The sequence below is a fragment of the Shimia fortis genome (assembly GCF_040225985.1).
Taxonomy (GTDB): domain Bacteria; phylum Pseudomonadota; class Alphaproteobacteria; order Rhodobacterales; family Rhodobacteraceae; genus Shimia.
Genome location: NZ_JBBPEU010000008.1, coordinates 122,026 through 139,702, shown reverse-complemented (window position 1 = coordinate 139,702; position 17,677 = coordinate 122,026). Strand labels below are relative to the sequence as shown.

The 17,677-nt window shown below is 61.3% G+C and carries 16 protein-coding genes; 7 read left to right on the top strand and 9 right to left on the bottom strand.

The genetic code is table 11. From position 1 onward, the window contains the following. Nucleotides 1–16 precede the first annotated feature (16 nt). Nucleotides 17–886: an alpha/beta hydrolase family protein gene (locus WNE31_RS13270; protein ID WP_349980295.1), complete on the bottom strand. Its 870-nt coding sequence runs from the start codon at nt 884–886 to the stop codon at nt 17–19. 264 nt (nt 887–1,150) lie between these two features. Between WNE31_RS13270 and WNE31_RS13265 the strand changes: the two genes are divergently transcribed. Both WNE31_RS13265 and WNE31_RS13260 read left to right on the top strand, forming a co-directional pair. Next, entirely contained in the window at nt 1,151–3,469 is a 2,319-nt protein-coding gene (locus WNE31_RS13265; RefSeq protein ID WP_349980293.1) for a Tex family protein, read from the top strand. 134 nt (nt 3,470–3,603) lie between these two features. Further along, entirely contained in the window at nt 3,604–4,167 is a 564-nt protein-coding gene (locus tag WNE31_RS13260) for a DUF4202 domain-containing protein (protein WP_349980291.1), read from the top strand. Between the two features lie 35 nt (nt 4,168–4,202). Here the strand turns inward: WNE31_RS13260 and WNE31_RS13255 are convergent, their stop codons facing one another. Beyond that, nucleotides 4,203–4,910, bottom strand: coding sequence for an SDR family oxidoreductase (locus WNE31_RS13255; protein WP_349980290.1), 708 nt, complete (start codon nt 4,908–4,910; stop codon nt 4,203–4,205). A gap of 115 nt (nt 4,911–5,025) precedes the next feature. Here WNE31_RS13255 and WNE31_RS13250 point away from each other — a divergent pair, with 115 nt between their 5' ends. Next, nucleotides 5,026–5,925, top strand: a complete 900-nt coding sequence (locus tag WNE31_RS13250; RefSeq protein WP_349980289.1) for a LysR substrate-binding domain-containing protein — start codon at nt 5,026–5,028, stop codon at nt 5,923–5,925. On the opposite strand, the gene WNE31_RS13245 is transcribed toward WNE31_RS13250, so the two are convergent. Beyond that, entirely contained in the window at nt 5,906–6,886 is a 981-nt protein-coding gene (locus WNE31_RS13245; RefSeq protein WP_349980358.1) for an NAD(P)-dependent oxidoreductase, read from the bottom strand. The genes WNE31_RS13250 and WNE31_RS13245 overlap by 20 nt on opposite strands. A gap of 78 nt (nt 6,887–6,964) precedes the next feature. On the opposite strand from WNE31_RS13245, the gene WNE31_RS13240 reads away from it, so the two are divergent. Further along, a complete protein-coding gene (locus WNE31_RS13240; protein ID WP_349980288.1) occupies nt 6,965–7,846 on the top strand; it encodes a LysR family transcriptional regulator in 882 nt (293 codons plus the stop codon). Here the strand turns inward: WNE31_RS13240 and betC are convergent, their stop codons facing one another. The 4 genes from betC to WNE31_RS13220 all read right to left on the bottom strand — a co-directional run bounded on the left by betC (nt 7,847) and on the right by WNE31_RS13220 (nt 12,056). Then, nucleotides 7,847–9,355: a choline-sulfatase gene (gene betC, locus WNE31_RS13235; protein WP_349980286.1), complete on the bottom strand. Its 1,509-nt coding sequence runs from the start codon at nt 9,353–9,355 to the stop codon at nt 7,847–7,849. It abuts the gene before it with no gap. Nucleotides 9,356–9,467: 112 nt separating this feature from the next. Beyond that, nucleotides 9,468–10,373, bottom strand: a complete 906-nt coding sequence (locus WNE31_RS13230) for a DMT family transporter (RefSeq protein ID WP_349980285.1) — start codon at nt 10,371–10,373, stop codon at nt 9,468–9,470. Between the two features lie 48 nt (nt 10,374–10,421). Continuing rightward, a complete protein-coding gene (locus tag WNE31_RS13225; RefSeq protein ID WP_349980284.1) occupies nt 10,422–11,354 on the bottom strand; it encodes a pirin family protein in 933 nt (310 codons plus the stop codon). 102 nt (nt 11,355–11,456) lie between these two features. Next, on the bottom strand, nt 11,457–12,056 hold the full coding sequence (locus tag WNE31_RS13220) for a LysE/ArgO family amino acid transporter (RefSeq protein WP_349980283.1): 600 nt from the start codon (nt 12,054–12,056) through the stop codon (nt 11,457–11,459). Between the two features lie 96 nt (nt 12,057–12,152). Here WNE31_RS13220 and WNE31_RS13215 point away from each other — a divergent pair, with 96 nt between their 5' ends. Next, the gene (locus WNE31_RS13215) at nt 12,153–13,037 is read left to right on the top strand and encodes a LysR family transcriptional regulator ArgP (RefSeq protein WP_349980282.1); all 885 of its coding nucleotides are present in this window, start codon (nt 12,153–12,155) and stop codon (nt 13,035–13,037) included. Between the two features lie 20 nt (nt 13,038–13,057). After that, nucleotides 13,058–13,921: a COG3904 family protein gene (locus WNE31_RS13210; RefSeq protein WP_349980281.1), complete on the top strand. Its 864-nt coding sequence runs from the start codon at nt 13,058–13,060 to the stop codon at nt 13,919–13,921. A gap of 52 nt (nt 13,922–13,973) precedes the next feature. On the opposite strand, the gene WNE31_RS13205 is transcribed toward WNE31_RS13210, so the two are convergent. Next, complete coding sequence (locus WNE31_RS13205) at nt 13,974–14,714, bottom strand: YebC/PmpR family DNA-binding transcriptional regulator (protein WP_349980280.1); 741 nt, start codon at nt 14,712–14,714, stop codon at nt 13,974–13,976. Nucleotides 14,715–14,890: 176 nt separating this feature from the next. On the opposite strand from WNE31_RS13205, the gene WNE31_RS13200 reads away from it, so the two are divergent. Beyond that, a complete protein-coding gene (locus tag WNE31_RS13200) occupies nt 14,891–16,663 on the top strand; it encodes an SLC13 family permease (protein ID WP_349980279.1) in 1,773 nt (590 codons plus the stop codon). On the opposite strand, the gene WNE31_RS13195 is transcribed toward WNE31_RS13200, so the two are convergent. Next, nucleotides 16,660–17,658: a type I glyceraldehyde-3-phosphate dehydrogenase gene (locus tag WNE31_RS13195; protein ID WP_349980278.1), complete on the bottom strand. Its 999-nt coding sequence runs from the start codon at nt 17,656–17,658 to the stop codon at nt 16,660–16,662. The two genes, WNE31_RS13200 and WNE31_RS13195, sit on opposite strands and share 4 nt — an antisense overlap. Nucleotides 17,659–17,677 lie beyond the last annotated feature (19 nt).

The following is a 17,677-nucleotide window of genomic DNA, read 5'->3' as shown; positions in this document are numbered from 1 at the left end:
TTTGCCCGGTTGGACGTCATGCAGCCTCGGACAACCACGCCCACCATTCCTGCCAGAGGGCCTCGCGTCCTTTTCGGAACGCGCCTTCATGGCCGATGCGCGGCACGCCTGCCTCGTCCGGGGCGCGCAAAACCTGCATATAGGGGGCATTCGGATAGAGCTTTGGAAACAGGCTGGCCGCGCCTGGCGTGGCAATGCCATCATCGGTGAACAACCAGGACCGGATTGGTGCCGTGACCGCTTCATAGTGTTGCGGGGCAAGCAACGTGTCGAGATCCCCAAGCAGATAGTCCTTGCGAAACGCCCAGCGCCGCCAGCTTTGGAACACGCGCGGCGGCAGGGGTTCGCCTGTCCAGCCCAGCGCGGTCGGGATATAGCCCCAGCGCGCCAGAGAAAACGCGCCCATCCCGTACCAGAAATACCATTCCAGCGGCCAGCGCCGCATCGGATGCGCCCCCCAATACCCGCTGCCCACGGCAACAAAGGCATGGCGTGCAATCTTGTCATGGTTGGGCATCAGCCCGAGGTAATGCCCGCCCACGCTGTGCGCGACATGCGTCAGGGGCAGGTCCGGCGCAGCCTCTTCCAGCCGGTCCAGCGCGGCGGTCATGTCAAGCCGCCCCCAGTCCCAATACTCGATCTCGGACCCTTTCAGCGGTCCCTGCCGCGATCCGCCGATCCCGCGATAGTCGTATGTCAGGACAACGGCCCCCTGCGCGGCGGCCCATTCGGCGAAGCGGGCATAGACCCGGTGGGGAAACCCTGTTCCGGCAGACACGAGAATAGCGATCTTTGGCGCGGCACTTAGGAACAGCTCACCTTCGAGCATATAGCCGTCGGGCGCGGCAAAACGGATCTGTTGTCTGTTTATCGGCCCTGCGGTCATGTGTTCCGTTCCTTTTGGCGGCGCGGGATGCCTGCGATACTATCCGCCCGTCAGCCCCTCAAATGCATCCTCTTGCCTTCAAAGCCAACCCGTTTTGCCCCATTCGAACAACCGTGACTTGGCGTCAGGGGCCTTTGCGCCCCTACTCTGCGCGCGGCCACTTACCGACAGGCCGGTCCGTAAAACGGGGAGTGCATTCTGCCTCTTCACCTCTTGCGCGGCGGTCGCTATCAAGGTCGTCCGAGCCAACCAGAGGACCGCGCCTTGACCGACACCGCCGCCCGCATTGCCCGCACGATTGCCACCGAGATTTCCGCCGCCCCGACACAGGTTACCGCGGCGGTCACCCTTCTGGACGAGGGCGCAACGGTGCCTTTCGTGGCGCGCTATCGCAAAGAGGTCACCGGTGGTCTGGACGATTCCCAACTGCGCACGCTGGCCGATCGCCTGTCCTATCTGCGCGAACTGGAAGCGCGCCGCGAGACCATCGCCCAGTCGATCCGCGATCAGGACAAGATGACCGATGAATTGGCCCGCGCCATTGCCGGGGCCGAAACCAAATCGGCGCTCGAAGATATCTATCTGCCCTTCAAGCCCAAGCGCCGCACCAAGGCAATGATCGCGCGGGAAAACGGGCTTGAACCACTGTTGCAGGCCATTCTGGACAATCGCCAGAGCGCACCAGAAACCCTTGCCGAACCTTATGTGACCGAGGCCGTCCCAACCGCAAAAGACGCGCTGACCGGTGCTCGCGATATCCTTGTCGAAACGCTGAGCGAGAACGCCCAGTTGCTGGGCCAGCTGCGCGCCTTCATGCAGAAAGAGGCCTATATCGCGGCCCGTGTCCTGCCCGACAAGGAAAAGGTCGGGGCCAAGTTCTCGGACTATTTCGATCACCGCGAGAAATGGGCAACGATCCCGTCGCACCGCGCACTGGCGATCCTGCGGGCCTCGAAAGAAGAGATCGTATCGATCGAAATCGCGCCAGACGAAGACGGCGTGACCCGCGCGGTCGAGATGATCGGCGCCGAGATCGGCATCCGTGGCGATGGCCCGGGCGATTCGTGGCTGCGTCAGGCTGCGGGCTGGACCTGGCGCGTGAAACTCAGCCTGTCGATGTATCTTGATCTCATGACAGAGCTACGCCGCCGCGCCCATGAAGAGGCGATCACGGTGTTTGCCCGAAATCTCAAAGACCTGCTTCTGGCAGCCCCCGCAGGCGCGCGGGCCACGATAGGTCTGGACCCGGGCATCCGGACTGGGGTCAAGGTCGCTGTGGTGGATGGCACGGGAAAACTGGTGGATACGGCCACGATCTATCCGTTCCAGCCCAAGAACGACATCCGCGGGGCCGAGGCCACTCTGATGGCATTGATGAAGAAACACGAGGTCGACCTGATCGCCATCGGCAACGGCACCGCCAGCCGCGAAACCGAACGTCTGGTTGGCGACCTGTTGAAACTCCTGCCCGCCGGAATGAAACGCCCTACCAAGGTGGTGGTGTCCGAGGCCGGCGCGTCGGTCTATTCCGCGTCGGAACTGGCGGCGTCCGAATTCCCCGATCTTGACGTGTCGCTGCGGGGCGCGGTGTCGATTGCGCGCCGTCTGCAAGACCCGTTGGCCGAACTGGTCAAGATCGAACCCAAGTCCATCGGTGTCGGCCAATACCAGCACGACGTTGATCAACGGCGGCTGTCCCAGACCCTTGAGGCGGTGGTCGAGGACGCCGTGAACGCCGTCGGTGTCGATCTGAACACCGCATCAGCGCCGCTTCTGGCGCATGTGGCGGGGTTGGGACCGTCGCTTGCGCAGTCCATTGTGACCCATCGCGACATTCACGGCGCCTTCGGATCACGCAAGGCGTTGCTCAAGGTGTCGGGGCTTGGGCCCAAGGCGTTTGAACAATGCGCGGGTTTCCTGCGCATCCGCGAAGGAGACGAGCCGCTGGATGCCTCGGCCGTCCACCCCGAGGCCTATGACGTGGCGCGGCGGATCGTGCAAAGCTGCGGGCGCGACCTGCGCCAGATCATGGGCGATGCAGGCGCGCTGAAAGGGCTGCGCGCCGAGGATTTCGTCGATGACCGCTTTGGCCTGCCAACCGTGCGGGACATTCTGAGCGAGTTGGAAAAACCCGGTCGCGACCCGCGCCCGTCTTTCAAGACCGCAACCTTCACCGATGGGGTCGAGACGCTGTCCGATCTGAAACCCGGCATGATGCTGGAAGGCACTGTCACCAACGTGGCGGCGTTTGGCGCCTTTGTGGATATCGGCGTGCATCAGGACGGGCTGGTTCATATCAGCCAGCTTGCCGACCGGTTCGTCAGCGACCCGCATGACGTGGTCAAGGCCGGCGATGTGGTCAAAGTGCGCGTGACCGAGGTGGACATTCCGCGCAAGCGGATTGGTCTCAGCATGCGCAAGGATGGCGGCGGCACGGCGCGCGGCGGAAGCAAGCCCGAACATCGCAATGCGGGCAAGAACACCCCCTCAAAACGCAGCAAACCGTCCCCACGCGCGCAAGGCAAGAGCGACAACGGTGCATTGGGCGCGGCGCTTTTGGATGCGATGAAGCGCAAGAATTAGGCAAATCGCCGACCTGCAGGTCGGACGAGTCGTCGCAGAAACGGGAAAACTCGGGCGTGGCGGCTTGCCACCCTTGAGCGCAGGCCCGAGGCTGTGGTTCCGTGACCGACTGCGAACAGGAAGCGAGACCGACCATGGGCGACCGATTGAAGGCCGCAATTGCGGCGATTGACGTGGCCAACAGTGCCGATCCCCGCATCGACGAAGGCCAGCCCGAGGCGCTGCTTTATGGTCAGCGCATGAGCGCGCAATGCGACCGCCTGTTTCCAGAAGCGTCCGAGGTGCTTTGCCTGACAGCGCGGGCGCAGCATATCGAACGCTGGGTTTTGAACCGCAAGGATTACCCCGAGGGCCGCATCGGGTACCTGACTTGGCGCAAGGATCTGGCCGATCACCACGCCACGCGACTGGGCGAGATCATGCAGGCCGCCGGGTACGACTCCGACGCCATCGCACAGGCGGGGCGCATGTTGCGCAAACAGGGGATCAAGCGGGACGATCAGGTACAGGCGCTTGAGGATGTGATCTGCTTCACCTTCCTGACATGGTACTTTGCCCCCTTTGCCGCCAAGCATACGCCCGAAAAGGTTGCCGATATCGTGCGCAAAACCGCACGCAAAATGTCGGCAGAGGCCCGCGCGCGTGTGCTTGCGGAATTTGACCTTCCTGAAGACCTTGCCGTGGCGTTTGCGGACTGACCCCGACACGGTCTGAACTGTAGCCATGTTTGCAGTCAGACCGAGCGTGTAATGCCCCCGTCGACGCGAATGTTTTGGCCGGTGATATAACCGGCACCATCCGACGCCAGAAACGCGACCGTCGCGGCGATCTCGTCATAGGACCGCCCATAGCGTTCCATCGGGATTCGCGCCTTCCAGTCGGGGTTTTCAGGCAAACTGTCGATAAATCCGGGCAGGACATTGTTCATCCGCACGTTATCGGCAGCGTACTTGTCCGAAAACAGCTTGGTATAGGCCGCAAGACCGGCCCGCATCACGCCCGAGGTCGGGAACACGGGATCGGGTTCAAAGGCGGCAAAGGTCGAAATGTTGATAATGACACCGGATTTCTGCGCAACCATGATCGGGGCCACGATCCGCGTCGGGCGCACCGCATTCAGGAAATACACATCCATACCCACGTGCCAATCCTCGTCGGTCAATTCCAGCACCGGGGCGCGTGGACCATGTCCGGCCGAGTTGACGAGGATATCTACACGCCCCCATCTGTTCATCGTGGCATCAACAAGTCTTTGAAGATCCGCGTTTGACTGGTTTGTGCCGGTAATCCCGATCCCGCCCAGTTCTTCGGCAAGCGCCGCGCCTTTTCCAGAAGAGGACAGGATCGCGACCTGAACCCCGTCTGCCGCCAACCGACGGGCGGAATCGGCGCCCATACCGCTGCCGCCTGCGGTGATGATGGCTACCTTGGTCTCGGTCATGGCTGTTTCCTTTCTGCTTCTTCCTGACCCTAAATTGGCGGCCGTCTGGGGATTTGACCAATCATCATTTCTGCCTTAATTCAGTAGAAATTCTACACTCTTTGAAAACCCGATGATGCGTAAACTTCCCCCTCTGAACGCCCTACGTGCCTTTGAGAGCGCAGGCCGTCACCTAAACTTTCGCCTTGCCGCGGAAGAGCTTGGAGTGACCCAAGGGGCCGTGGCCCAACAGGTGCGCGGACTTGAGGCGCAGCTGGGGGTCAAGCTGTTTGACCGATTGCCGCGCGGGTTGACACTGACGGACGAAGGACGGCGCTACCACACGCCGGTCGGACAGAGCTTTGACATGATCGCGGACGCCACCTCAGAACTGCGACCGCAGGAACAGGTGGTCACGATTTCAACCACCCCGTCCGTGGCAACCAAATGGCTCGTGGCGCGTCTGGGGGCGTTTTCGAGGGACTATCCGAATCTCCGAGTGCGGCTGGATGCCTCTTTCGGGCTCGCGAATTTTCAGAGCGACGGGGTGGATATCGCCATCCGACAGGGCCAGCCGCCTTTCGGTCCGGGTCTGGTTGCAGAAATCCTATTTCCACCTGACCTGATCGCCGTGTGCCACCCCGATCTGCCCAACGGGGACACGCCGTTGCGAACGCCGCAAGACCTTCGGCACCACACGGTGCTACTTGACGGGCACGGGCAATGGACAGTTTTCCTCAACACCCTTTTCTCAAAGGATACGGCCAGTACGATCCGCCGCATCAGTTTCAACCAGACCGCTCTGGCGATTGATGCGGCCATCGCAGGCCAAGGAGTTGCCCTGGCCGATCGCGCACTTGTCGCGACTGATCTGGCGCAGGGGCGGCTTTGCGAACCTTTCCCTGTGACGGGCGTGACGGGGACGGGTTATTACCTTGTGCACCCGCGTCGCCCGCGCCACTCAGGGCGCGTAGATCTGGTTAAGGACTGGCTTCTGGCGCAGGTATACTCGGGTCTTACAGACCCTGCGGAATGACCTCATAGCCCGGCTCTTCCGGCTCGTCGTCGGTCATTTCGGGCGGAAAACCGGGGGCTGTGATATCAAGCCCGGTCTTTTCCTCAAGCCGCTTGATGATGTTCGGAGACAACTCGCGCGGGCCGTATTTTGCGATCCCGTCCTTGAAAATCTCGATCATCAGCGGGTTCATTTCCAGCGGCACGCCGGCACGGTCGGCAACCTCCTGAAACAGGCCGATATCCTTCAGGACAAGGTCCATGGTAAAGGAAATGTCTCGGGACCCGTTGAGGATGACCTGGCTCTCGGTCTCGTGCACGAAAGAGGTGCCCGAGCTGATTTTCATCGCCTCGTAAGCGGTGTTCAGGTTCATACCTGCCGCTTTGGCCACAACCAGCGCCTCGCAGCAGGTGATCAGGTTCGCGGTGGCAAGGTAGTTGGTCAATACCTTCAAAACCGAGGCGCTGCCCAGTTCTCCGGTATGCAGAATGCGGCGCCCCATGGTGGTCAGGAACGGCAGGATGCGTTCGAACGTGGCGCGGTCACAGCCCGCAAAAATCGAGATATTGCCGGTATCGGCCCGGTGGCACCCGCCCGACACCGGGCAGTCCACCGCCGCGCCACCCCGCGCGATTACCATGCCGCCAAGGCGTTTAACCTCGGCCTCGTCCGTGGTTGACATCTCCATCCAGATCTTGCCGTCGGTCACCTCTGGCAACATCTCCTGCATCACCGCATCCGATGCGGCGGGGGATGGCAGGCAGGTGATCACCGCGTCGCAGTCGCGCATCAACTGGGCCGGGCCGTCCGCCGCTTTGGCCCCCTTGGCCACGAAACCTGCAACCAGATCCGCGTTCAGATCATGCACGGTCAGATCGACCCCGTTTCGCAACAAGGACCCCGAGAGTTTGCCCCCCACATTGCCCAGACCGATAAACCCAACTTTCATGCCTGTGTTCTCCTGATTTTGGCACTTCCTGATCAGGGATTAGGCCGCGCTGGCATTCGAAAGTAAAACGAGCAATATTGACCATGATACCTAAATTTTTTTGGTGATATTGTGAAGAAACTGCCCAATCCGGTCTGGTTGCGTTCGTTCGATGCGGCGGCGCGCCACCTGAACTTTACCGCCGCGGCCCAAGAACTCGGGATCACGCAAACAGCGGTCAGCCTGCATATCCGGGCGCTTGAGGCGGATCTGCGCTGCAAGCTGTTCATCCGCAATGCGCGCAATCTGACCCTGACCGAGATGGGACAGGCCTATGCCATGACCCTGCGGCGCACCCTTGGCGAGATTGCCAGCGCCACCAACAGCCTGTTCGGGGCCACGGGATCACAGGTTCTGACCGTGCGGGCGCCGATTTCCACCGCGGCGCTGTTTCTTGTGCAACACTTGCCCGGTTTTGTCGCAGAGAACCCAGGTATTTCGATACGCCTGGTGTCGAACATCTGGGCCGACTCGGTCGAAAGCGAAGATGTGGATGTTGAAATTCGCCTTGGCCGGGGGGATTGGCCGGGCATCACCGCGAAGCAAATTTCGCAGGAACGGCTTGTGCCGATTGTTTCGTCCCGCCTGTCCGGGCCTTTCGATCTTGAAACACTATGCCAAGGGCCGATGATCCAGATCCTCGGCTACGAAGACATGTGGGGCCGTTATCTTGATGTGCAGGGGCTGACCCTCGGCATGACCCCTATGGCTTATGCGGTGGATACCACCGTTGCCGCTCTCGGGATCGTGGCGGGTGGTGGCGGCGTGGCTGTGGTTCTTGAACGCTTTGCACAACAAGCCACCGCAGACGGACACCCCGTGCGCATTGCGGGGCCAGCGGTGCCGCTGAATCAGGCGCATTACCTGTTGGGTCACGCGGGCAAGCCCGAAACCGCGACCGCCAAAACCCTGTTCGAAGACTGGGTGACGGCGGTGTTCTCTGACGACGGATAGCTACTCGCCGCGCGGAAACCTCTGGTTTTCCTCAACCACGTTCAGGTCCATGTGGTTGCGCATGTACCGTTCCGAGGCTTTTTGCAGCGGTTGATAGTCCCAAGGGAAATAGCCGCCCTGCCGCAGCGCCTCGTAAACCACCCAGCGCCGCGCCTGGCTTTCACGGACGTCTGCGTCGAATTTTTCAAGATCCCACCGCGCCTCGGATTTGGCGCGCAAGGTTTGCACCGTGCCTTGATGCTCTGGCATATTTGCAAGATTGGTCAACTCGTGCGGGTCGGCATCAAGATCGAATAGCTGATCCTCGTCCAGCAGGCAGCGATTGTATTTCCACTTGCCATATCGCAGCGACACCATCGGCGCATATGACGCCTCGGCCGCGTATTCCATGGCGACGAGTGACGTACGCGCCCCACCCTGCCCCAACGGCACGAGGGATTCTCCGGTGGTCCATGGCATGACCTCGTCCATGCTGACCCCGGCCAGATCGCAAAGCGTCGGGCAGACGTCGATATTGCTAACTGGTGTGGTGACCAGACCCGGTGTCATCTGCGGCGCGGCAATCATCATCGGCACGCGCGCAGACCCTTCGTAAAAGGACATTTTGAACCACAAACCACGTTCGCCCAGCATGTCGCCGTGATCGCTCACGAACAGGATGACGGCCTCTTGGCGGGTGGTGTCCAGCGCCTCGAGCACCTCTCCGATCTTGTCGTCCAAATAGGAAATATTTGCGAAATAGGCCCGGCGGGACCGGCGGATGTCTTCCTCGGTGATATTGAAGGACCGCCAGTCATTCGCATCAAAGATACGTTTGGAATGGGTGTCCTGTTGTTCATAGGGAATGGCGGGCACCTCGGGCAGAAGGTGGTCGCAGTCCTCGTAAAGATCCCAGTATTTCTTGCGCGCCACATAAGGGTCATGCGGATGGGTGAAGCTGACGGTCAGGCACCAGGGCCGTGTGTCGTGCCCGCGCGCCAGATCATATACCTTGCGCGTGGCGTGATAGGCGACCTCGTCATCATACTCCATCTGATTGGTGATCTCGGCCACGCCCGCGCCCGTGACGGACCCCATATTGTGATACCACCATTCGATCCGTTCACCCGGTTTGCGGTAATCCGGCGTCCAGCCGAAATCGGGCGGATAGATATCGGTGGTCAGACGCTCTTCGAACCCGTGCAACTGGTCGGGACCGACAAAATGCATTTTGCCCGACAGGCAGGTCTGATAGCCCGCGCGGCGCAAATGGTGCGCATAGGTCGGGATGCTGGATGCAAATTCCGCCGCATTGTCATAAACGCGCGTGGCGCTCGGCAATTGTCCCGACATGAAACTGGCCCGCCCCGGCGCGCATAGCGGGCTGGCGGTATAGGCGTTGCGGAACCGCGTCGAGCGCGCGGCCAGTTTCTTGAGATTGGGTGCATGCAACCACTCGGCAGGGCCATCTGGGAAAAACGTTCCGTTCAGCTGGTCCACCATGAAAATCAGGATGTTGGGTTTGGTCATGCGTTTGGTCCCGTACCGGTGATGCGCTTTTCCTGCGACGCTAATGGCAGGGGGCACCGCCTTTCAATCCGAAATTCGACAGATCAGGACGGTGCCGCGGCAGGATGTGGCCTTAGACCTTGGTCGCGTTCACCGTTGGCGTCACCTGCCGGCGTTTCAGAACGGCCTCGCGCCATGTGATAAAGCTGATTGCCGAGATGATCAGAAGCCCCCCTGCGATCACCCAGATATCGACGCTTTCGTCGAAAACCACCCATCCCAGCAGGACAGCCCAGACCAGTTGCAGGAAAGTGACCGGCTGTGTCACCGTGACGGGGGCCGCTGCAAAGGCCAGCGTCATGGTATAATGCCCCGCCGTTGCAAACGAGGCGACCGCGAACAGGATCAACAGATCGTTCAGCGTGGGTGGCACCCAAACCGCATAGGCCAGTGGGGCCAGGCCAATTGTCACTGTGACCGAGAGCATCCCCACGACCACGGCCGGGCTGACCTCATCGCTCATGATCTTGGCCACCAGATAGCCCACCGCAAAAGACACCGCCGTGAATAGCATGGCAAGATGTCCGGTATTCACCTCGCGAAAGCCGGGGCGCAGGATGATCACGGCCCCCAACAACGCGACCACCACCGCAATCACACGCCGCGCGGCCAGGGTTTCCCCCAGAAACAGCGCGGCCCCGATGGTGACATAAACCGGCGAGAGATAATTCATTGCCGTGACCTCGGCGATGGGGATTTGTGTCATGGCATAGAACCAGCACACCACGCCCAGGGTATGCGCCACGCCGCGCAGGCCGAACAGGCCCAGTTGGCGCCGGGTCAGACGCGCGCGCAGCATGGGTCGGATCATCGGCAACAGGAAGACCAGCCCCAGCAGATAGCGCAGAAAAGCCGCTTCAGCGGCGGGCACACGCGGCCCCAGATATTTGACAAGCGCCGTCACGGCGACAAAACAGCCGCCGGTGACAAGCATCCAGAAAACCCCGATCAGGGGACGTGCAGTGGTCGCCTCGCTCATGCGCCCATTAAGACCTTTTCGATCCGCCTTGTCGAGACGGATAACAGGTTAAGGAAGCGGAATGAACTCCTGATCGTCACCTGCAGGCAGCGTGAACCGACCGTGCTGCCAGTCGCCGCGCGCCCAGGCCTCTTTCGCTTCCTCGATGCGCTCGCGGGACGAGGCGACGAAGTTCCACCAGATATGCCGCTGCCCTTCCAGCGCGGCCCCGCCCAGCGCCATCAGGCGCGCACCATTCGGGCCAGCCTGCACAGTGATTGCATCGCCGGGGCGAAACACCATCATGCGTCCGGCCTCAAACCGGTCTCCGGCGATTTCAACAGACCCTTCCACGATATAAAGCCCACGTTCCTCGTGCTCGACCGGCAGCGGCAGTTTCGCCCCTGCTTCCAGCACCACATCGGCATAGAAGGTCTCGGACAGCATCGTGGCCGGGGCTTTCTCTCCCCAAGCTGACCCGAGGATCAGACGCACCGATTTACCCTCGGCCTCAAGCACAGGCAAGGCGCCCTTGCCGTGGTGTTCGAAGAAAGGCGCGTCATCTTCATGGGCTTCGGGCAAGGCAATCCATGTCTGGATGCCAAAAAGGTTGCTGGGATGTGCGCGGGTCTCGGCGCTGGTCCGTTCGGAATGGGTGACGCCCTGCCCTGCCATCATCCAGTTGACCTCGCCCGGGCGGATCATCTGGTGGGCACCGGTGCTGTCGCGGTGTTCGAATTCACCCTTGTAGAGGTAAGTCACCGTCCCAAGCCCGATATGAGGGTGCGGGCGCACGTCGATCCCCTGTCCGGTCACGAATTCCGCGGGGCCCATTTCGTCAAAGAAGATAAAGGGACCGACCATGCGCCGCCCGGGCGCTGGTAGCGCGCGGCGCACCTCGAAATCGCCCAGATCGCTGGCGCGAGGCAAAATCACGGTTTCGATGTCGTCCAGTTTTGCAGGGACGGTTTCCTGGGGGTCAAGGCATGGGTTCCAGCTCATGTTGGGCTCCGGGGTTTAGGGGTTGTTCGGAATAAGCTAGGTCAAAACCCGATGGCACCAAACCACCACCTGCGCACAAGCCCTGTGCAGGATACCTGCGCTCTATCCCAGCAGCAGCTTCAGCGCGATCCCCCACATTGTCAGCCCCACCACCACATCCAGAACCTGCCAGGCGCGGGGACTGGTAAAATAGGGCCGCAACAACCGCGCGCCATAACCAAGCGAGAAGAAGAAGGTGAAACTGGCCAGCACCGCCCCAAGACCGAAGCCCCATGCAGGCATGTATTGAGAAGATATCCCCCCCAACAGAACCACCGTATCCAGATAGACATGGGGGTTCGCCCAGGTCAGGACAAGACAGGTGCCAAGCGCCGCCCAAAGGCTGGCTGCGCCGCGCCCTGTGTCTTCCAGCGCCGCGCCCCCCGTCCATGCCGCCCGAAAGCTCATCGCGCCATAAAACACCAGAAACGCCGCACCACCCCAGCGGGCCCAGTCCACGGCCGATGGATAGCTTTCAACCAGAACGCCAAACCCCATCACCCCCGCCGTGATCAGCAGGGCGTCGGAAATCGCACAGGTCAAAACCAGCGGCAGAACATATTGTCCGCGCAACCCCTGACGCAGCACAAAGGCGTTTTGCGCCCCGATCGCCATGATCAGGGACAATCCAAGAAAGAAACCGGCGGCAAGCGCATTCAACATGGGGAAACCATCCTATTGGGGTCGTACTGGCATTGACCTATCCGGACGGACTTCATTACACAAATTAAAGAAACTAACTATGGATTAGCCATTCTAATGCATCTTGACTATGCCCAGCTACACGCCTTGTCCGCGATCCTGCGCACCGGGTCGTTTGACGGGGCCGCGTCCGAGTTGGGCGTGACGCCTTCGGCGATCTCGCAACGGCTCAAGGCGCTTGAGGATCAGGTTGGCACCTTGCTTGTCAATCGCGGCCAGCCCTGCACCGGCACGGATGTGGGGCGGCGGCTGGCTGCGCATATGGAACATGTGGGGTTGCTTGAGGGGCAATTGTCGCGCGACCTCGCGCAGCTCGCCGCGGCATCGCAAAGCCGTCTGCGCATTGCGGTGACCGCCGACAGTCTGGCCACTTGGGCCCTTGAGGCATTGGCTGAGGTGCCGGATGTCCTGTTCGAACTGATCGTGGACGATCAGGACTTTTCCGCAGACTGGCTACGGCGGGGCGAAGTGGTGGCCGCGATCACCGCGCATGAAAGGCCCGTGACAGGCTGTGACAGTATCCCGCTGGGCGTGCTGCGGTACATGGCGACCTGTAGCCCCGCCTATTTCGAACGCTATTTCCCCGATGGCGTGACTCCCGAAGCGCTGACCGAGGCGCCCATGCTGCGGTTCGACCAGAAAGACGAACTTCAGACGATCTGGATGCAGCGTCATCTTGGCCGGAAACTCACCCCGCCCAGCCACGGCCTGCCCTCTTCCCAAGGCTTTGTCGATGCCTGTCTTCTGGGGCTGGGCTGGGGCATGAACCCTGCCCCTCTGGTCGAAGGGCATATCGCTGCCGGTCGGCTGATGCCCTTGATGCCGGATACGTCCTATGACACGCCCCTGTTCTGGCAAAGCAGCCGCTTGTTGCGCACAGCCCTTGACCCTCTGAGCCGCGCCATCCGCAAAACCGCCAAGCGCCATTTGCCTCGGGCCTGAACTCCTGACATGGTGCGGTCATGACCGGATTGCGCACCTATCTGAACGGAGAGCAGACCCTCCGGCGGACCTTGACGGTGTTCGCGCTGTTGCCGCGCGCGGGCGTCTGGGTCGTGCTGGCCCTGATGGGTTTCTGGCCACACCCGTGGCTGGCCCTGTTGCTACCGCTATTGCTGGCCGATCTCGTGCTTTTCTGGGTTCAACTGCGGGGGTTCAACCGCGCAACGGAAAACCACCTGCGCAGCCATGGCAGCATGGGGGTCGTCTGGGGCGGGTATCTTGCGTTCCTGTTCATGGCGGCTCTGTCTGCAACGCTTTGGTGGGGGCTGATCCTTGCGGCGCTGACCCCACCGGAATCGGAATCCTATGCCGACCAGGAAGAACGCCTGCGGCGCACCACCTATGACCTGCGTGTGTCGGATAATGGCAGGGATCTGGTGTTCGAAGGCGAAGTGACCTTTGGACTGACCAAGCGCATCACCGAGATCCTTGCCAAAAACGCGCAACTGGACCGGCTGATCCTGACGAGTGCGGGGGGTCAGATCTACGAGGCGCGCGGCGTGTCCAAACTTATCCGCGCACGGCAGATGGCGACACATGTGCCCGAAGCCTGCAGTTCGGCCTGCACCCTGATCTTTATTGCCGGCTCCGAGCGAACGCTTGCAGAAACCGGGCGGCTTGGCTTTCATCAATATGCGCTGAACTTCGGCAATGCCCTGCCCTCTGTGGATCTCGCAAGGGAACAAGCCAAGGACCGCGTTTTTTTCGCCGAACAGGGTGTCTCGCAACAGTTTCTGGACCGGATGTTTGACCAGACCAGCGACGGCCTGTGGTATCCGACCCAGGATGAACTGCGCGATGCGGGGATCGTGACCCGGCCATGAAAAAACCCCGGCGCCGGGCCGGGGTTTTGAATGTCTTGTCAGACCACGTGGATCAAAGCTGATCCATGACCTCGTCAGAGGCTTCGAAATTGGTGGTGACGCGTTGCACGTCGTCGTCATCTTCAAGGGCGTCAATCAGCTTCATCAGCTTCTGCATACCTTCAAGGTCCATCTCGGTGGTGGTGGTGGGCTTCCACACGAGCTTGGTCGATTCCGATTCGCCCAGCGCCTCTTCCAGCGCGTTTGAAACGTCGTTTAGATCTGTATCAAGACACCAGATGATATGACCGTCTTCCGAGCTTTCGACATCTTCGGCGCCCGCCTCGATGGCCGCTTCAAAGATCGCGTCCGCATCGCCCGCCGACGCCGGATAGGTCACCTCGCCCTTGCGTTCGAACATGAACCCGACCGATCCGGTCTCGCCCAGATTGCCGCCGTTCTTGGAAAAGGTCGAGCGCACGGTCGACGCGGTACGGTTGCGGTTGTCGGTCATCGCCTCGACGATCACGGCCACGCCATTGGGGCCATAGCCTTCATAGCGGATTTCCTCGTAATCGTCTCCGTCACCCGCTGTCGATTTCTTGATTGCACGTTCGATCACGTCCTTGGGCACGGATTGCGACTTGGCCTCTTTCACGGCCAGACGCAGACGCGGGTTCTTGTCAGGGTCGGGATCCCCCATCTTTGCCGCGACGGTGATTTCCTTCGAAAGCTTCGAAAACAGCTTCGAGCGTGCAGCGTCCTGACGCCCTTTGCGGTGCTGAATATTTGCCCATTTACTGTGGCCGGCCATGTGTGCGTGCCCTGTTTGTTGCGAAAATTTTGCCTCGTATAGCGCAAGGCGCAGGGGGCCTGCAACCTAAGGCGACAAGGCCAGCGCACCACCCATCGGCACCGCGCCCGCAGGATCACGGGTTGCCACCGGCACGCGGATAAGGTTCTGTCGGATCAAAGGATAAAGGTGCGCGTATGACAACCGACCAGATCATTCTGTTTTCGTTGTTTGGAGGGGTGTTCGCCCTCTTGCTCTGGGGGCGGTTCCGATATGATCTCGTGGCTTTCTCTGCCCTTCTCTTGGGGGTCATCTTGGGCGTGGTCAAGGTGGACGACGCTTTTAGCGGCTTCGGGCATCCGGCCACGATCATTGTTGCGCTGGTGCTGGTGGTTTCGGCCGGGTTGATGCGGTCGGGCGCAGTGTTCCTGATCACCCGCACGCTTGTGGACAGCGCCCGCAGTCTCGGGGGCCACATCGCGCTCATGGGCACTGTCGGAGCGGTGCTGTCGGCGTTCATGAACAACGTCGCTGCGCTGGCCCTGTTGATGCCGGTCGATATTCAGACCGCGCGCAAGGCTGGCCGGTCGCCCGCGCTGTCCCTGATGCCATTGTCCTTTGCCACCATCCTTGGCGGCATGGCTACTCTGATCGGTACTCCGCCCAATATCATCATCGCCTCGATCCGCGAGAAATCGGTCGGGGAAAGCTACAAGATGTTCGATTTTGCCCCTGTGGGCGGGTTGACCGCGGTGGCCGGCATGATCTTTGTCGCGCTGATCGGCTGGCGCCTGATCCCTACCCGCGAGGCAGATGGCGACGCCGCAACCGAGGGCGACAGTTTTATCGCTGAACTCACCGTTCCGACGGACAGCAAGCTGATCGACAAGAGGTTCGCCGAGTTACGCCCCGAGGCCGAAGACGCAGATGTGGCGCTGCTTGGGGTGATCCGAGATGGCAAACGCCGCTATGGCGCGGCACGCAATGTGCGGCTGATGGCGGGCGACACCCTTATGATCGACGGCACGCCCGACGCACTCGACGAATTCCGGCAGGCCTTGAAGCTCAACTTCTCGGATGAACGCCGCGAGGAACACCTTAAGGCAGCGGGCGACGGTCTCGACATGATCGAGGTCGTGGTGCCCGAAACCGCCCGCATCGTCGGCAAGACGGCACAGGGGTTGGGGCTGGCCTGGCGCCGAAATTCGGTGCTGATGGGCATTTCGCGCAGTGGCGAGCGGCTCAAGGGCCATGTCCGTCGAACCGAAATCCGGATCGGCGACATCCTGTTGCTGCTGGTGCCAAAGGATCGCGGCCCCGACGTGACCGACTGGCTTGGCTGCCTGCCGCTGGCGGACAAGGGCTATGTCGTGACCGACAACAGCAAGGTATGGCTGGCCATTGGGTTGTTCGTGGCAGCGGTGGCAGCGGCTTCGCTTGGCCTTATCTATCTGCCGATCGCGCTGGGGCTGGTCGTGGTGGCCTATGTCCTGACCCGGATCATGCCGCTGTCTGAGCTGTATGAGCATATCGAATGGCCGGTGGTGGTGCTTCTGGGGTCGATGATCCCGCTCGGGGCAGCTCTTGAAGATGCGGGGGGCACGCAGCTGATTGCAGACAGCCTTGTCGGATTGACGGCGGGGCTTCCGGCCTGGGCGGTGCTGACCGTGTTGATGGTGGTAACGATGTCCCTGTCCGATGTGCTCAACAATACCGCGACAACAATCGTGGCCGCACCGGTGGGCATACAGATGGCAAATTCTCTGGGGGTGTCACCGGACCCGTTCCTGATGGCCGTGGCAGTGGCAGCATCCTGTGCCTTCCTCACGCCGATCGGGCACAAGAACAACACGCTGATCCTTGGGCCGGGCGGCTATCGGTTTGGCGATTACTGGAGGATCGGACTGCCGCTCGAGATCATCGTGGTGGCCGTTTCGGTGCCGGCGATCCTTGTGTTCTGGCCGCTTTAACGCCGCCCCATCAGGCGCGCCATGTCCAGCATTCGGTTGGAAAAGCCCCATTCGTTGTCGTACCAGCCAAAGACGCGCAACAACCCCCCGACCGAGACCGAGGTCTCGCGCCCTGACACAATCAGCGACTCAGGCCGGGCGCGCAAATCCGTCGAGACCAGCGGCTTTTCCGTCCAGCCCAGCAGGGCGGCGCGATCCGCCTCAGACCTAAGCAATGCGTTCACATGATCCACATCCGTGGCCCTGTCGGTCTGGATGGTCAGGTCGATGGCCGACACGCTGGCGGTCGGCACGCGGATGGCGCGGGCCAGAACACGCCCCGAAAGCGCGGGCAACACCTTGTCGATCAGGCGCCCTGCGCTGGTGGTGGTCGGCACCATCGACAGGGCCGCGGCACGGCTGCGGGCAAGGTCGCCGCGCGGCTTGTCCACGGTTGGCTGACTACCCGTATAGCAATGCACCGTGGTCATATGCCCGCTGATCAGCCCGTATTCGGCATCGAGAATTTTCAATAAAGGGGCCAGCGCATTCGTGGTGCAGGAGGCGTTCGAGACGATCTTGTGGTCCGCCAGAAGATGTTCATTCGCCCCCATGACCAGCGTGATATCCGCCTCGTCCGAAGGACCGGAAATCAGCACCGCCGCCGCGCCCGCCTGCAATCCCCGTTCGGCCATGGCACGCGTTCCGGCCATACCGGTACATTCCAGCACCACGTCGACATGGCCCAGATCCAGATCACGCAAATCACCGACCCCGTGAAAAGGGATGGCCAGCCCGTCCAATATGATCTGGCCCGGCGCGGTTTCGACGGTGCCGCCATAGGTGCCAAACACGCTGTCATACTCAAAGAGATAGGCGCAGGTTTCCAACGGCTCGATATCATTAATCCCGACAATTTCGAACTCGGGGTGTGCGCCCTGCGCCAGAATGCGCAAAAGTGTCCGGCCGATCCGCCCGAAACCATTGAGAAAGATACGTATCTTGGGGTCAGTCATGTGCGCCTCCGGTCTTTCG

What these genes read in the sequence shown, in the direction of transcription:
- WNE31_RS13270 (WP_349980295.1), bottom strand. Translation starts at nt 886, where the DNA reads ATGACCGCAGGGCCGATAAACAGACAACAGATCCGTTTTGCCGCGCCC.
- WNE31_RS13230 (WP_349980285.1), bottom strand. Translation starts at nt 10,373, where the DNA reads ATGAGCGAGGCGACCACTGCACGTCCCCTGATCGGGGTTTTCTGGATG.
- WNE31_RS13195 (WP_349980278.1), bottom strand. Translation starts at nt 17,658, where the DNA reads ATGACTGACCCCAAGATACGTATCTTTCTCAATGGTTTCGGGCGGATC.
- WNE31_RS13225 (WP_349980284.1), bottom strand. Translation starts at nt 11,354, where the DNA reads ATGAGCTGGAACCCATGCCTTGACCCCCAGGAAACCGTCCCTGCAAAA.
- WNE31_RS13255 (WP_349980290.1), bottom strand. Translation starts at nt 4,910, where the DNA reads ATGACCGAGACCAAGGTAGCCATCATCACCGCAGGCGGCAGCGGTATG.
- WNE31_RS13205 (WP_349980280.1), bottom strand. Translation starts at nt 14,714, where the DNA reads ATGGCCGGCCACAGTAAATGGGCAAATATTCAGCACCGCAAAGGGCGT.
- WNE31_RS13200 (WP_349980279.1), top strand. Translation starts at nt 14,891, where the DNA reads ATGACAACCGACCAGATCATTCTGTTTTCGTTGTTTGGAGGGGTGTTC.
- betC (WP_349980286.1), bottom strand. Translation starts at nt 9,355, where the DNA reads ATGACCAAACCCAACATCCTGATTTTCATGGTGGACCAGCTGAACGGA.
- WNE31_RS13250 (WP_349980289.1), top strand. Translation starts at nt 5,026, where the DNA reads ATGCGTAAACTTCCCCCTCTGAACGCCCTACGTGCCTTTGAGAGCGCA.
- WNE31_RS13220 (WP_349980283.1), bottom strand. Translation starts at nt 12,056, where the DNA reads ATGTTGAATGCGCTTGCCGCCGGTTTCTTTCTTGGATTGTCCCTGATC.
- WNE31_RS13260 (WP_349980291.1), top strand. Translation starts at nt 3,604, where the DNA reads ATGGGCGACCGATTGAAGGCCGCAATTGCGGCGATTGACGTGGCCAAC.
- WNE31_RS13210 (WP_349980281.1), top strand. Translation starts at nt 13,058, where the DNA reads ATGACCGGATTGCGCACCTATCTGAACGGAGAGCAGACCCTCCGGCGG.
- WNE31_RS13215 (WP_349980282.1), top strand. Translation starts at nt 12,153, where the DNA reads ATGCATCTTGACTATGCCCAGCTACACGCCTTGTCCGCGATCCTGCGC.